General features: G+C 43.5%; 16 protein-coding genes and 4 tRNA genes. 13 read left to right on the forward strand and 7 right to left on the reverse strand.

Annotation, left to right across the window (positions count from 1 at the left end; all coding sequences use genetic code 11):
• Positions 1-33: 33 nt before the first annotated feature.
• The 6 genes from L5M71_RS21090 (at position 34) to L5M71_RS21115 (ending at position 5,350) form a co-directional block, all read left to right on the forward strand.
• The gene (locus tag L5M71_RS21090) at positions 34-582 is read left to right on the forward strand and encodes a YggT family protein (protein ID WP_105251874.1); all 549 of its coding nucleotides are present in this window, start codon (positions 34-36) and stop codon (positions 580-582) included.
• Complete coding sequence (yggU, locus tag L5M71_RS21095) at positions 582-887, forward strand: DUF167 family protein YggU (protein WP_219233939.1); 306 nt, start codon at positions 582-584, stop codon at positions 885-887. Before L5M71_RS21090 ends, yggU begins: the two co-directional genes overlap by 1 nt.
• 119 nt (positions 888-1,006) lie before the next feature.
• Positions 1,007-1,441 carry a DUF4426 domain-containing protein gene (locus tag L5M71_RS21100; protein ID WP_263209625.1) on the forward strand — a complete coding sequence of 145 codons (435 nt, stop codon included), beginning with the start codon at positions 1,007-1,009 and terminating at the stop codon, positions 1,439-1,441.
• 122 nt (positions 1,442-1,563) lie between these two features.
• Positions 1,564-2,181, forward strand: a complete 618-nt coding sequence (rdgB, locus tag L5M71_RS21105; protein ID WP_131523655.1) for an RdgB/HAM1 family non-canonical purine NTP pyrophosphatase — start codon at positions 1,564-1,566, stop codon at positions 2,179-2,181.
• Positions 2,181-3,347, forward strand: a complete 1,167-nt coding sequence (gene hemW / locus L5M71_RS21110) for a radical SAM family heme chaperone HemW (protein WP_263209628.1) — start codon at positions 2,181-2,183, stop codon at positions 3,345-3,347. Before rdgB ends, hemW begins: the two co-directional genes overlap by 1 nt.
• Positions 3,348-3,499: 152 nt before the next feature.
• Complete coding sequence (locus L5M71_RS21115) at positions 3,500-5,350, forward strand: DUF885 domain-containing protein (RefSeq protein ID WP_263209630.1); 1,851 nt, start codon at positions 3,500-3,502, stop codon at positions 5,348-5,350.
• Between the two features lie 704 nt (positions 5,351-6,054).
• Here the strand turns inward: L5M71_RS21115 and L5M71_RS21120 are convergent.
• The 5 genes from L5M71_RS21120 to trmB all read right to left on the reverse strand — a co-directional run bounded on the left by L5M71_RS21120 (position 6,055) and on the right by trmB (position 10,445).
• Positions 6,055-6,996, reverse strand: coding sequence for a LysR family transcriptional regulator (locus L5M71_RS21120; RefSeq protein WP_006082526.1), 942 nt, complete (start codon positions 6,994-6,996; stop codon positions 6,055-6,057).
• A 439-nt stretch (positions 6,997-7,435) separates the two neighbouring features.
• Complete coding sequence (locus L5M71_RS21125) at positions 7,436-8,257, reverse strand: YggN family protein (RefSeq protein ID WP_113939415.1); 822 nt, start codon at positions 8,255-8,257, stop codon at positions 7,436-7,438.
• A 182-nt stretch (positions 8,258-8,439) separates the two neighbouring features.
• The gene (glsB, locus tag L5M71_RS21130; RefSeq protein WP_113939414.1) at positions 8,440-9,354 is read right to left on the reverse strand and encodes a glutaminase B; all 915 of its coding nucleotides are present in this window, start codon (positions 9,352-9,354) and stop codon (positions 8,440-8,442) included.
• Complete coding sequence (locus tag L5M71_RS21135) at positions 9,354-9,680, reverse strand: YggL family protein (RefSeq protein ID WP_028761293.1); 327 nt, start codon at positions 9,678-9,680, stop codon at positions 9,354-9,356. The genes glsB and L5M71_RS21135 overlap by 1 nt, the downstream gene beginning before the upstream one ends.
• Positions 9,681-9,728: 48 nt before the next feature.
• A complete protein-coding gene (gene trmB, locus L5M71_RS21140) occupies positions 9,729-10,445 on the reverse strand; it encodes a tRNA (guanosine(46)-N7)-methyltransferase TrmB (protein ID WP_105251866.1) in 717 nt (238 codons plus the stop codon).
• Positions 10,446-10,645: 200 nt separating this feature from the next.
• Between trmB and mutY the strand changes: the two genes are divergently transcribed.
• Positions 10,646-11,752, forward strand: coding sequence for an A/G-specific adenine glycosylase (mutY, locus tag L5M71_RS21145; protein WP_263209633.1), 1,107 nt, complete (start codon positions 10,646-10,648; stop codon positions 11,750-11,752).
• 2 nt (positions 11,753-11,754) lie between these two features.
• Positions 11,755-12,033 carry an oxidative damage protection protein gene (locus L5M71_RS21150; protein ID WP_011788659.1) on the forward strand — a complete coding sequence of 93 codons (279 nt, stop codon included), beginning with the start codon at positions 11,755-11,757 and terminating at the stop codon, positions 12,031-12,033.
• Positions 12,034-12,119: 86 nt separating this feature from the next.
• On the opposite strand, the gene L5M71_RS21155 is transcribed toward L5M71_RS21150, so the two are convergent.
• Positions 12,120-12,695, reverse strand: coding sequence for a YceI family protein (locus L5M71_RS21155; protein ID WP_028761297.1), 576 nt, complete (start codon positions 12,693-12,695; stop codon positions 12,120-12,122).
• Positions 12,696-12,699: 4 nt separating this feature from the next.
• Positions 12,700-13,251, reverse strand: coding sequence for a cytochrome b (locus tag L5M71_RS21160; RefSeq protein ID WP_219233931.1), 552 nt, complete (start codon positions 13,249-13,251; stop codon positions 12,700-12,702).
• 389 nt (positions 13,252-13,640) lie between these two features.
• Here L5M71_RS21160 and L5M71_RS21165 point away from each other — a divergent pair.
• The 5 genes from L5M71_RS21165 to L5M71_RS21185 form a co-directional block, all read left to right on the forward strand.
• Positions 13,641-13,716: transfer RNA gene (locus L5M71_RS21165), tRNA-Phe, on the forward strand.
• Positions 13,717-13,750: 34 nt separating this feature from the next.
• Positions 13,751-13,826: transfer RNA gene (locus L5M71_RS21170), tRNA-Thr, on the forward strand.
• A 563-nt stretch (positions 13,827-14,389) separates the two neighbouring features.
• Positions 14,390-14,465: transfer RNA gene (locus L5M71_RS21175), tRNA-Phe, on the forward strand.
• 44 nt (positions 14,466-14,509) lie between these two features.
• Positions 14,510-14,585, forward strand: a tRNA-Thr gene (locus L5M71_RS21180).
• A 638-nt stretch (positions 14,586-15,223) separates the two neighbouring features.
• On the forward strand, positions 15,224-15,344 hold a 121-nt coding region (locus tag L5M71_RS21185; RefSeq protein WP_263205711.1), incomplete at its 3' end, for a transposase family protein.

A 15,344-nucleotide genomic window follows, 5' to 3' on the forward strand; every position in this document is an offset into this window, starting at 1 on the left:
TTTTATATCGAACTTTAATAGGTAGAAATCTCGATGAATGCATTTACCTTTTTAATCACCACTCTATTCGATCTCTATTTGATGGTGGTGATTTTGCGGATTTGGTTACAACTGGCAAGGGCTGATTTTTACAATCCTTTTAGCCAATTTATTGTTAAAGCAACTCACCCGCTCATCGCACCAATGCGCCGTATTTTGCCTTCCTTAGGGCGATTTGATACCGCATCTTTCGTCCTCGCATTATTGGTTGTGATAGCCAAGCTGCTACTAATTAGCCTCATTGCGGGCGGTGGCATAGACATACTGTTATTTTTGCTGTTTGCCGTTGTATCTGTGGTCAAAAAAGCAGGGGTACTTCTATTTTGGATGCTATTAATACGCGCAATCTTAAGCTGGTTTAACCAAGGCTATAATCCAATTGTAATGATTATGGGTCAGTTAACTGAACCCGTATTAGCACCAATACGTCGTATCATACCGCCAATTGGTGGTTTAGATTTATCCGTAATGCTGGTCATTATTGGTATGAATTTCCTCAATATGTTACTTGCTCAATATATCCCTTATTGGGCAGTGATCTAATGAGTGCAGTGACTTTGCAGCAAGGTGACTTGCTGCTCAATCTCTACATTCAGCCTAAGGCTAGCCGAGATCAAATTGTAGGATTGCACGGTGATGAGCTAAAAGTAGCCATCACTGCGCCCCCGATAGATGGCAAAGCGAATGCCCATTTAAGCAAGTACTTAGCAAAAGCTTTTAAAGTGCCAAAGAGCGACATTCACATAATAAAAGGTGAACTTGGTCGACATAAACAAATCCGCATTATTGACCCTAAGATCATCCCAAGTGTCATTACTGAACTGATGGGGCAAGATAGTGAAAGGTAATTCAGTTAAAGAATCATACAACTGAAAACGAATTAATCCTTTGAATGCTATTAATTTATTGGAAAAAATAGTCACGGCGGCCCTATAATCCAACATTCCCTAATATGAGGTATCCCATCATGTTCCGTAATCTTCTCGCTGTATTAGCCCTCACTGCCAGCCTTTGCGGTGTTGCAAATGCCGAGCAAAAAGAAACTGTCGGCAATTTTGATATTCATTACATGGCACTTGGCAGTACATTTTTAACGCCTAGCATAGCCAAATCCTATGGCATTAAGCGCAGTAGCTACACTGGCATCATCAATATTGCCGTATTAGATATTAGCGAAGCAAATAAGCCCGCAGTACCCGTTGAAATTACTGGAGTTGCTAATAATTTGTTAGATGCGCGAATCAATCTAACGTTTAAAGAAATCCGCGAAGGTGATGCGATTTATTACATTGCCGAAGTGCCCTACCGCGATGATCAGGAAATCAACTTCAATATCGCAATTAAATATGGCAATCAACTGAACACGAACTTACAGTTCAAGCAAAAATTCTACATTGAATAAACCTATTTTATACCTTTGTTGGCGTTGCTTTCCTGTAGCGCCAACCCCTTTCCCTGTCCTTTACTATTGAGCTTGGGTATCATAGTGCCAACGCACGTCGCCCCATTTATGATAGGTATTCCATGCAACAAATCGTCCTCGCCAGCGGTAATAAAGGCAAACTCGCTGAATTCGATCAAATGCTCGCAAGCTACGGTGTCACTGTACTGCCGCAGAGCCAGTTTAATGTCAGCGAAGTAGCAGAAACGGGTACCACTTTTGTAGAGAATGCCATTATCAAAGCAAGGCATGCCGCCGAAATCACCGGACTTGCGGCCATTGCCGATGATTCGGGTTTAGAAGTGGATTTACTCCAAGGCGCTCCAGGCATTTATTCAGCACGTTACGCAGGCGAAAATGCCAAAGATCAAGACAACGTATTGAAACTACTTGAGACGTTAAAAGACCAGCCAGCACCTCGCGGGGCAAGATTCCAATGCGTACTGGTATATATGCGCCATGCGAAAGACCCTACCCCGATTATTTGCCAAGCCTCATGGGAAGGCCAAATCGACTTTAGCCAACGCGGCGCTAATGGCCATGGTTACGATCCGATTTTTATCCCTGAAAATTATCAATGTAGCGCGGCAGAGCTGAGCAGCAACGAGAAAAATGCCTTAAGTCATCGTGGTAAAGCTCTAGTGCAACTCATCGCCGCCATGCAAGCCCAAGGCGTATTAACAGGCGGGAATGCACAATAATGTCGTCAACTGCCGTGACTACTGCAATGAAGCTCGAACTGCCACCACTCAGTCTGTATATCCATATTCCCTGGTGCGTACAAAAGTGTCCCTATTGTGACTTTAATTCCCATGGCCAAAATGGCGAACTGCCACAAGAGGCTTATGTTGATGCGCTATTGGAAGACTTACGCCAAGATTTACATCTCGTCCAAGGGCGGCAAATTCATACCATCTTTATCGGTGGCGGCACGCCATCCTTATTCGATGCTTTGCAAATCAAACGCATACTCGATGGTGCCAATGCGCTAATCCCCTTTAGTGACAATATCGAAATCACTATGGAAGCTAACCCTGGCACTTTAGAACACGATGACTTTAGTGCTTATCGTGCAGCGGGCGTCACTCGTTTATCTATTGGTGTGCAGAGCTTTTCTAAGGATAAACTCAACTTACTCGGACGTATTCACGATCAAAACGAGGCACAAGTCGCCGCTCAAAAAGCCAGCCAAGCGGGATACTTGAGTTTTAACCTCGATTTAATGCATGGATTACCCAACCAAAGTTTTGCTGAAGCTATGGCCGATATCGACACGGCAGCGGCGCTTAACCCGCCACACCTATCTTGGTATCAGTTAACAATTGAGCCCAACACACTATTCCACTCAAAACCGCCGCAGCTGCCCGATGACGAAGCGCTCTGGCATATCTATGAGCAAGGTCAACAAAAGCTGGCCGCATTAGGGTATGAGCAATACGAAATATCTGCCTACGCAAAACCTGGTTACCAATGTAGGCACAATCTCAACTACTGGCAGTTTGGTGATTATCTAGGCATAGGCTGTGGCGCACACGGCAAAGTGACGCTGCCAAAAGAAAACCGCATCATACGCACGGTAAAAATTAAACATCCCAAGGGATATCTGAGTGCCAGCAACTACACCTTCGAATCGATTGAAGTTGCAGAGGAAGACCGCGCGCTCGAATATTTAATGAATCGACTGCGCCTGATGACACCTATCCCTAAGCAAGAATTTGAACTGCGTACCGGACAACACAGAGACACATTGACCGAAGGAATGGAAAAAGCCAAACAACGCGGTTTACTCACAGAATCCGCTGAACATTGGCAATTAACCAGTAAAGGTCATATGTTTGTTAATGATTTACTGACACAATTTTGCTGAGTTAGCCGTTAAAACATCTATATAAATAATGTGTTAGCTTTCAATAGTGCAGTTTAATACTATTACTGCTAACACATTTTCTAACACTAATATCCATACATTCTTGTCCAGCTTCTTTAGAATTGATGCAACTCAATCCAGGAAGCTTGATCATGCCAATAAAAACTAAAATCAGCTTAGTCGCACTGACCCTTTCAGCTCTACTGACCATTCCCGCATATGCAGCATCAACTTCGTCAGCCTTACACAGTGCAAGCGAACCTATGAATGCAGTGGTGCAAACCGAGTCAGACAAAGCCAATGCGTTGTTCGAAACTATCTTCATGGAAAACATCATGGCGAGCCCCATTTCGCAAACCTATATGGGGATCAAGCAAGACTATGATAAATGGGATGAACTGGGTGATGCCGCCGATGATAAAGCCCTAGCGCGCACGAAAAAACAACTGGCGCAGGTCAATCTGATTGATGCGGCCAAACTCGATCCACAAACAAACCTCAGCCTCACCTTACTCAAACAAAATCTGCAAAATGACATCGAAGATGACCAATGGCGCTACCATAATTACCCTGTGAATCAGATGTATGGCGGCCACTCTATGATCGCCTCCTTCTTGATTAACCAACATCAAATTACCGATGTCAGCGATGCCAAGGCCTATATCAGCCGCTTGAATGGCGTGCCTAAACGTTTAAGTCAATTACAGACAGTGTTAGAAGTCCGCGCAGATAAAGGCATTATTGCGCCTAAGTTTGTATTCGCTTATGTGATTTCAGACAGCCAAAACATTATCAAAGGTGCGCCTTTTGATAAGGGCGACGATAGCGCGCTACTCGCAGATTTTCGCCGTAAAGTGAACGCATTAGCGATTCAAGAGACAGAGAAGCAAGCACTGCTTCAACAAGCTGAACAAGCACTAGTGACTCAAGTCGAGCCCGCCTATAACAAACTCATCAGTTACGTAAAAACCTTAGCAGCCAAAGCTGATGACCGCGATGGTGCGTGGAAACTCCCTAACGGAGTCGCCTATTACAATAATGCCTTGGCCCGCACTACCACCACAAATATGACCGCCGATCAAATCCATGACTTAGGCCTTTCTGAGGTGGAACGTATCCATAATGAAATGCGCGCCATTATGAAGAAGGTCAATTTTAAAGGCGATTTACAGCAATTCTTTAGCTTCATGCGTGACGATCCCCAGTTCTACTACCCCAATACCGCCGAAGGTAAAGCCGCCTATTTAGCTGAGGCGACTAAGTTCATCGACAATATGAAGTCGCGCTTGGATGAAGTGTTCAAAGTAAAACCTAAGGCCACCATGGTAGTGAAGCAGGTTGAAGCCTTTAGGGAAAAATCCGCGGGTAAAGCCTTCTATGAACAACCGGCACCGGATGGTTCGCGTCCAGGTAGCTACTATGCAAACCTATATGACATGAAAGCCATGCCAAAATACCAAATGGAGGCGCTGGCCTACCACGAAGGTATTCCGGGTCACCATATGCAGATAGCCATTTCCCAAGAACTGCAAAATATTCCTAAATTCCGTAAGTTTGGGGGCTATACCGCGTATATTGAGGGCTGGGGTTTATATAGCGAATCTTTCCCAAAAGAAATGGGACTCTACGCCGATCCTTACTCTGACTTTGGTCGCCTAGCAATGGAGTTGTGGCGTGCCTGTCGCTTAGTCGTTGATACTGGCATCCACACAAAAAAATGGACCCGCGAGCAAGGCATAACCTATTACGTGGATAATACGCCAAATGCTAAATCAGATGCGGTGAAAATGGTTGAACGCCATATCGTTATGCCATCACAAGCGACAGCCTATAAAGTGGGCATGATTAAGCTGCAGGAACTCAGACATAAAGCAGAGCAACAGCTTGGCAGTCAATTTGATATCCGCGACTTCCATACGCTAGTACTTGCTAACGGCGCATTGCCACTGGATGTGTTAGAACAACAAGTCGATCTCTGGATAGCCAGTAAGAAGAAGGCCTAATACCCTAATGTTTTAATGCCTTAATGCCTTAATGCCTTAATGCCTTAATGCCTTAATGCTGAGTCGTGAAGCACTGTTAACTTGCTTCACGACTAAAGCGACATAAGTGAAAGTCTTAAGCTGCAGCCAATAAAAAAGCCACTCGAAAGTGGCTTTTTTATTGGTACCATTATCCCGTTAGATAACAGAACCCTTCTCACTGTGGGTCACTATATTTGTTGCATTAATATATGCTTTAGCACTCGCCTTCACATCATTTAACACACAGTTGCGACTTTAGGGTACAGGGAGACAAAACTTGTGCTCAAGGCTGCAAACCATCAATAAAAAAATTACCTCAGCGATAAGGCTGAGGTAAACCAAAAACTAGGATGATGGTTTAAAGAGCCAACATTGTTTTAGTTCTCAAACTTCTGTTGGCTGTGATCCAAAACTGCATTAACGCCGACCTGTATACAAAAATTGAAAGGGGTCATTTCCAATAAACGTATAGGACTCAGGTCATTCCGAATCAACTGCCACCATTGTATTCAATTAAGAACAGAGTTCAAGGATGTTATAAAAAAGTGCTTTAGGAACCCCTAAAAAACCATCAACAAATGCACTCATCAACTCAATCTAAAGTATTGATTTTAAATGACCATAAAAGTGCGCGCTCAATTTAAAACCACATAAGACTGCTTTTGAGAACAATGTTTCCTATTTTACTGACGTTTACTGAATAATTCGACATAGGGAGCATCCCAATACGGTGGCGTTCCTATGTGATCTTTGATGAATTCGATAAAAGAACTGACCTTAGGTGCTAAGTGCTTACGACGGGGATAAACCGCCTGCAATGGCAGATGGTGAGTCAATTGCCAATCCTTCAGTAAAGGCACTAATGTCCCTTTGGCAATTTCATCCTCCATCAGATAACTCGCAAGATACACAACTCCAAGACCACTGATTGCAGCAGATTTTAATGCAGGCGCATTATCCACCCTGAAATTACCCGATACGCCAATTTCACAGTAGTCATCACCCTTCTTAAATTGCCACATGCTGTGCTCGTGCCACTCGCCTTGATAGACCAAACAGTTGTGGTCAACTAGCTGCTCAGGTCGAGTTGGCTCGCCATGTTGAGCAATATAGCCAGGCGAAGCAACTAACAGGAATTGGCACTTCATCAGAGGTCTAGCAACCATGCCAAGTGGTAATTGCTCAGACATAGTTAACAGTAAGTCTAAGCCTTCGCTCACGACATCCACTTTATGGTCCAGTAAGCTCACTTGTAGCTCAAGCTCAGGGTGTTTTGCCATAAAAGATGGCAACGCAGGAATGATATGCATCACCCCAAAGGATTGGGAAATTCCCACCTTAAGCACGCCGCGGGTCGCATCATTTAAGTTATGCACGCTGGCTATCGCTTGTTCAGCGTCACGCAGCAGTTCTTCACCTTGCAGATACAGCAAATGCCCTGCTTCAGTCAGACTTAAGCTGCGGGTGGTACGTTGAATTAATTGAACACCAAGTCTATGTTCAAGATCGGCGACTTGTGTACTGACCTTAGACTTAGAGATCCCAAGCCTTCTTGCGGCGGCACTAAAACTACCTGCTCTGGCCACATGAGTAAAAATCGCAATAGGTTCTAACAGTTCTAACATGGAAGTCGCCTTAAGCTGTTTACGACAATGATATTAACTTTCGGTGAGCAGCTATGGTTAGCGTAATCATCGCTTAAAAATAACCATAGCATTGATATCTCGCATCAAAATGATATAACGCAGAGATTTAGACCGAAAAAGTCCACTAAAGTAGGGGGTTATATCTGACTGATATGCCAGCTTTTAATTATATTTTAAGAGTATACCAAATATTCGTCTCTAGACTGTAACATTCCGAACTAAATCGCTGCAAGCCTAGCCTATAAGCCACATCAACTTAGCCATAAGGGTTGTCACCACGATTAAACCGTAGCCAATAAAAAAGCCCCTAGTCGATAAATTGACTAGGGGCGTAGCATTCAAGTTTGACTCATGCACAAGGAGATAGAAGTTATTGCAGTTAAAACTAAGGGCGATTCGCAAGAACTATTTACAAGTACTATTCACGCAGTTCCTTGGTTGAGTTTTGTGTCAACACATAAGGTGCTAGTTCTGGCACTTCTTGGCGCAATTGATTTTCAAGCACTAACAAATTTTCAAATCGGTCGCACAAACGGTCAGCCTTAGTTTCTAATCCCTTAGATTGGCTCTCAATTTGTTGCTCAATATCTTTGCCTAAATTGTCCATTTTTTTGGAGAAGGTATCCATCTTGGCTTCAAAATTCTCACCGCCACCAGACATGATTTGGCCACCTAAGTTCATCATAATGGCGCCAATTGAATTCTGGACAATTTGTTCCATTTCCTGCTCGAATTCATCGTTAAATGTACTTTGCATCGAGTCTTCAGTCGCCCCTAAATAGAAGCTATCACCATTCTTATAAGCCACTGAATCAACCCGTTTTTGAACGCCAGCCATCATTTCATCAAATTTTGCACCAGCGGCATCACCCATTAAAGGTGTTAAGGCCATACCAACCGCTTTGGAAGCAAGAGATACTGCCTCATTCACCAGTTCAATCACTTCTGGCACTTGAGTCGAAACTTCATCGGCATATTGAGTAACCAATTTTTTCTGCTTGTCGGTTAAGTTAACTTGCTTACCTTCCACAAATAACTTGTCAACTTCGATACGATACTTTTCTGTGCCCTTCTCGCTCATGACCAATTTTTTAGGCTCGACCATAACGTCATAATTTAAGGAGACTTCACAGCGCTCATCTATTTTTGGCTCTGTTTGTGCTTGCGCCAGCTGTACGCTAGATGCTCCTAAAATCACGCCAGATAATGCAAATCCAGTTAATAACTTATTTAATTTCATTTTTGTTCGTCCTTTAATCTGAATAATTCGATAAACCTAAACTACTGAATAGCTTATAGCATGAGACGTGCCAATTTTATAACAATTTGATTATGTTGAATTTTGAAAGTTAGCACTAAAAGGTCATTAGCGAAATTCGCTAATATTTAGTCTGATAGTGCTAATAAAAACGTGAGGTAAAGCTAGAAAATAGAACGGCCGAGACGCTGACTTAGATGCTCAAGCATCGCAGTGCCCGCAAGTGAGTTGCCATTATTATCGAGTTCTGGCGACCATACACAAATCGACAGTTCTCCAGGGATCACGGCAATAATACCGCCGCCGACGCCACTTTTACCTGGCATACCAACACGATAAGCAAACTCACCCGCACCATCGTATAAGCCCGAGGTTGCCAACAGAGCGTTAAGTTGCCGAGTTTGCACTTGAGAAATAAGCTCAGTCCCTGTGATACTTTTGCCGCGATTAGCTAAATACAACATGGCCTTAGACAAGTCAGCACAATTCATCTTCAAGGCGCAATAATGAAAATAGGTGCGCAGCACAGTATCAACATCACCTTGAAAATTACCAAAGGACTTCATCAAATAAGCGATAGCCGCATTGCGCGCACTATGCTGATATTCTGAATCTGCTACTTGTTTATCGAAACACACTTTATCGTTTTGGCTTAATTGCCTGACTAACTCAAGCATTCTGTGTTTAGGTGCACCTAAACGACTCTGCAATAAGTCAGCAATCACTAACGCGCCAGCATTGATAAATGGGTTGCGCGGCTTGCCACGTTCTAACTCGACTTGTACTAAAGAGTTGAATGAATGGCCCGAAGGTTCTTTGCCAACACGGCTCCAGATTTCGGCTTCTTCATATAAAGTTAATGCTAAGGTTAAGCTGAAAACTTTGGAGATACTTTGAATCGAAAACGGCTCAAGGTAATCGCCCGCACCTAAGGTTTCGCCATCAACGGTTGTGACGGCAATGCCTAATTTGCCAGCATCAACGCTGGCCAGTGCGGGGATATAATTTGCAACCTTTCCTTGGCCGAGCAAGGGTCGAACTTTCTCGACCACTTCCTCAAGTAATGCCAACTCGGGCATTAACCCCACCAAATGTCGTACAGTTCGCTAACTTCAACCTGAGACACTTTTTGGGTCGCCCAGAATGCCTTAACTGCAGCAATATCTTCTTCGGTACATTTACCAATCGTTTGGGTGGCGATAATGCCTTCCCATTCGATGTGGCCGCCGCCATGGAAACCTAATTTACGGGTTTCGATCACTTCATCGATGAATTTATCTACAGTTGCATCAATATCGGCTTCAGATACTGATGCATCAAAAGTCCAAGCCATATCGAAACCTAACTCTTGGAATTCATCAACGCGCATTTTCTTACGTAAACGACGGCTACGATTAGTTGCCATAGTGATTTTCCCTTTTGTGTTTAAAATTAGCTAAAATTGAGTTCGTGATTAAGCGATACGCTCAAACATCAGATCCCATACACCGTGACCCAGTCTATGGCCGCGGGCTTCAAACTTTGTCAATGGACGATGATCAGGACGCGGCACAACACTGCCGTCGGCCGACTGGTTTTGATAACCCGGAGCGGCTTGCATCACCTCTAACATATGCTCGCTGTACTCTTCCCAGTCAGTGGCCATATGGAACACACCGCCAATTTTTAGCTTGCGACGAATAAGTTCGGCAAATTCAGCTTGTACGATGCGGCGTTTATGGTGACGTTTTTTATGCCAAGGATCTGGGAAGAACAATTGCACTCGGGCTAATGAACCGTCAGCAATCGCATGTTCTAATACTTCCATGGCATCGTGATGATACACACGTAAATTAGTCACACCAGCAATGGCTGCATCACTGAGGCAAGAGCCTACACCCGGTTTATGTACTTCAATACCAATGAAATTTTGCTCTGGTGCATCTTTAGCCATTTGTACTAAAGAGGCGCCCATGCCAAAGCCAATTTCCAGCACAGTATCGGCTTCACGACCAAAAACGTCGCTCAGTACTAATGGCACTGGGCTGTAATCTAAACCCATTGTTGGCCACTGGCTTTCAATAGCGTGTGCTTGGCCTTTGGTTAGGCGACCTTCTCTCAGGACAAAGCTTCTGATCTTGCGCAGATACTTGCCTTCTTCATTAAATTCAGCGGTAGTGACTTCGCTCATTTTTGCCTCGTCTAGTGGACAACACCATCATAAAAGAAGGGCATTATCCAAAGTTCAACATACAGTGCAAGCACTAATGGGGCGAAAGTATACCAAGATTATTTAAGAGTGCGAATTTAGCAGCGATTTTTAGCTTTAGATCCCTTGCCAACTTATCTTTGACGCTTGTCTAAGAAGATAACTGCCGCTACACTGCGCCGATGAAATCTACAGCCTCCTTCGCTACACGTATCGTCTCTTGGTACGACAATCACGGTCGTAAAACCCTCCCTTGGCAGCAAGATAAAACCCCATATCGCGTATGGGTTTCTGAAATTATGCTGCAACAAACTCAGGTTGCGACTGTTATTCCCTATTATCTTAAATTTATGGCGCGTTTCCCCGATGTGTTAGCACTTGCTAACGCGCCAGACGATGAGGTATTACATCATTGGACCGGTCTTGGCTATTACGCTAGGGCGCGTAATCTGCATAAAGCAGCCAAAATAATCCGCGATGATTATCAGGGATTATTTCCAACACATTTTGAACAAGTGCTCGCCCTACCCGGCATCGGCCGCTCGACGGCAGGCGCAGTATTGTCATTGTCACTTGGGCAACATCACCCCATTCTCGATGGCAACGTAAAACGTGTATTAGCAAGACATGGGGCAATCGCAGGTTGGCCAGGGCAAAAGACGGTTGAAGAGCAACTTTGGCAACTGACAGATGCCTTCACACCGCAGCAAGATATTCAGAAATATAATCAAGCCATGATGGATATCGGCGCCAGTATTTGCACTCGTAGCAAACCTAACTGTGCCGCTTGCCCTGTAGCGATTGATTGCAAAGCTCAACTGATTGGCAGACAAACCGATTTCCCAGGCAAAAAGCCTAAAAAAACCATACCAACCAAAGCGGCGTGGATGTTAGTGATGATGCAAGACAACCAAGTCTTTCTAGCTAAACGTCCGCCAGCGGGAATTTGGGGCGGGCTCTGGTGTTTCCCTGAATTCGCTACCCAAGCCGCCCTTGAAACTCATCTTGAAGAGCAAGGGTTTGCTGCGCAGCAACTCGAATGGTTAACTGGCTTTAGGCACACATTTAGCCACTTTCATTTAGATATTCAGCCCATGATGCTTAACTTAGATAAAACTCACGGCGATAAAACCCTCAGCAATAAACAGAGCGTGGGTGCTGTCATGGAACAAAACCAGTCTCTCTGGTATAACATAAGTCATCCTTCCAAAGTGGGACTCGCCGCCGCCACCGAGCGCGTGCTAGCCAATTTGGGATCACTCGTTCAATCCGCAGTCAGTAAGGAATAATCATGGCGCGTACAGTCAATTGCGTATATTTAAATAAAGAAGCCGACGGCCTAGACTTTCAACTGTATCCAGGTGATTTAGGTAAGCGCATTTTTGATAACATCAGCAAAGAAGCTTGGGGCCTATGGCAAAAAAAGCAAACCATGCTGATCAACGAGAAAAAACTCAACATGATGAATGTTGATGATCGTAAATTTCTTGAAGAACAAATGACCTCTTTCCTATTTGAAGGTAAAGATGTTGAAATTGAAGGTTTTGTACCAGAAAAAGACCAAGATTAATTCTGGTAGTTAGTCGGCCCTAAGTATAAAGCTTACAAAAAAGCGCCTTTCGGCGCTTTTTGTTTATCTAATGGCAGAATAAAGAGTTACTTACGCACGCCTTCAACCACCAGATCTAACTCAACATGGCTAGATGCTGGACCTAAATCCATCTTGATACCGAAATCTTTCATCGCAAAGGTAGTTGTGCCCGTAAAACCGGCACGGTAGCCACCCCAAGGATCCTGACCTTCACCCACAGCATGGGCCTTGATCGCTAAGGGTTTAGTCACACCATTTAAAGTTAAGTTACCGTTAATCACTAAATCGCCATTTCCTTTATCTTCCACCGAAGTAGATGCAAAGGTCGCTTTAGCGAATTTGCCAGTATTAAGGAAATCTTCACCGCGAATATGTTTGTCACGCTCAGCATGGTTTGAATCGACACTTAATGTATTCACAGTGACATTCACTTTCATCGCAGTAGGTTTAGCCGCATCGTAGCTAAAATCGCCGCTAAAATCATTAAAACGCCCCACCACATAGCTATAACCTAAGTGATTCACTTTAAATGTAATAGAAGCGTGAGCGCCTTCATGATCAATCACATAGTCAGCAGCTGAAGCCGCCACAGGAGCTAATAGAGATACACCGATCAGTGCGCTTAACAGTTGCTTTTTCATTGTATTATCCTCGTTTAAATTTAATCATTCTAAGTAGGGTGGCGTCTTTATCGATAAAGTGATGTTTTAATGCGCCCACGGCGTGAATAACGACCAGCGCGATCAAGCTGTAAGCCGCATATTGGTGAATATCACCCGCGATATCAGCTTGGTTTTCAAACAAAAGTCCCAATCCTGGTAGTTCAAACCAATCAAACACCCAGATACCACGGCCATCTGCGGTTGAGATCAAAATGCCAGCAGTCATGATGACAAAGAGCAAGATATAAATAATAAAATGCGCCAAATGTGCGGCCGTCTTTTCCCACGGTTTATGACTCGCCTCAGGTACTGGCTTGGGATTAACTAAGCGCCATACCAAACGAAATATTGTCGCAGCCAATAACAGAATCCCAATACTTTTATGTAGATGCGGCGCAGTCTTGTACCAAGTACTGTAGTAGGTTAACTCCACCATCCACACACCGACTGCAAATAACCCAATCACGACGAACGCACTCAACCAATGGGTCACAATGGCGGTAATTCCATAAGCAAACTGACTATTTCGAAACATACTGCGACTCCGTACTCGCGTTTTCTTCATGCTATCCATGAAATAATATTCATTATCATAAATCTAAATTTAAAAACTAAAATCAGTAAAAATCGCTTATATCTTTCTAAATTTTAGAAAGTAAGCCAAAAATCATGATCTGTGAGCACAAAGCTATAGTAAACATCAGTATCCCTCTGACTTGAAAAATACAGCCAACGAATGAAATTGAGCTGAATTCGCAAAATAAGAGATAAAAAACACTCAAGATGTGCATTAAACAGCCGAACGAGTGATTTATCAGGAAAAAGCACTTGCAGAGGTCAAACACCCTAGCTAATATAGCCGCACTTCGAACGATACGGCTTAGCCAACGAGTTCAAAGTAGTTAACTAACGCTTAGTTTAGTTGCCCGAATAGCTCAGTCGGTAGAGCAGAGGATTGAAAATCCTCGTGTCCCTGGTTCGATTCCGGGTTCGGGCACCATTATTCTGTAGTAAAAGTTGCAGTAAAGATTTAAGCCGGCATAGCTCAGTTGGTAGAGCAACTGACTTGTAATCAGTAGGTCCCGAGTTCGACTCTTGGTGCCGGCACCATATAAAACAATGAAGCCACTCAATGAGTGGCTTTTTTGTGTCTGAAATTTGAATAAAAACACAAGATGTCAGTAATGAACCGCAACTGATTTACCCTCGATAACAACAGAACAGTTGGCCTCGTGTTTGACTCTTGATACCAGCACCATATCAATAAACAAGCCACTCGCTTACTCTTAGTTGCTCCGCTTAGTTACACCCCATAAATATCAGCCAGCCATCAATCAAAGCTCAACAACACCCACTGCGCCCCACAGCCCCTTGCTTGCAACAAATGAGCTTAAACCTTAATTTTTCTCTCCAAAATAGAAGATAAATAAATGAGGAAGTTAGGATAAACAGCCAAAAGGAACACCTACTGGCGTTAAAGTGCTGAAACTTTCAGCGGTAAAATAAGGATAAAACGAAAGAATCAAATAAATAAGCACATTTTGTTCAATAGTTAATCAGTCACTTAAAAAGGGCTTGCACAGCTAAAGCGAGCACTATATTATACGCGCACTTCGAACGAACAAGGTCTTCACGACTTAATTCAAAGTAGTTAACTAACGCTTAGTTTAGTTGCCCGAATAGCTCAGTCGGTAGAGCAGAGGATTGAAAATCCTCGTGTCCCTGGTTCGATTCCGGGTTCGGGCACCAATTTTAAGGTAATGAATCCGATTGGGTTTATTACAATGCTTTACGCCGGCATAGCTCAGTTGGTAGAGCAACTGACTTGTAATCAGTAGGTCCCGAGTTCGACTCTTGGTGCCGGCACCATATAAACAAAAAAGCCACTCAATGAGTGGCTTTTTTGTATCTGTTTTTTGTATCTGAAATTTGAAGTGTTCAGTACAAAGCGCAACTGACTTACTCTCGATAATTTCAGCAGGTCCCGAGTTCGACTCTTGGTGCCGGCACCATATAAAACAAAAAAGCCACTCAATGAGTGGCTTTTTTGTATCTGAAATTTGAATCGTTTCAAAGCAAAACACAACTGACTTTCCTCAATAATAACGATAGCGCCCTCAATACTGGCACAATAAGCGCTCAAATTGAGCGTATAAGATAATGTATTGACTTCATGCAACAGACAATCACTTAATCCTTTCCACCTATAAATGATAGTTTTATATTCGCCACATAAAAAAGCCACTCATTATTGAGTGGCTTTGCGTTCTTATACAAACTATCTAGTTCCAAATGACTCAATCGTGCTTATTTGATGAGATCGAGTGGCATAGGCCTATCACCTGCTTGAACTTGATGTTGAACATGGCGCCACCCTTGAGCAGGGGCTGATCATACTCGATCGCTTTTTATGCATAACCCTTAAAAACAATGAGATAAGAAATAGCTTGATTGATCCCGCCAATGTGATCAAATAGGTCACTTTTTCTTTGTCTTTTGACCTATATATGCTCAAACATCTCGATAACATTGCTGATTGCCGTTCCCATATAAATCAAGAACATGATGTCATTGACATCTGTTTTCTTGTGCTTAGTGCCGTCATCTCAGGCGCTCAAAGCTGGTCTG

It is taken from the genome of Shewanella sp. SW1, assembly GCF_025653545.1.
In the GTDB taxonomy this organism is placed as follows: domain Bacteria; phylum Pseudomonadota; class Gammaproteobacteria; order Enterobacterales; family Shewanellaceae; genus Shewanella; species Shewanella oncorhynchi.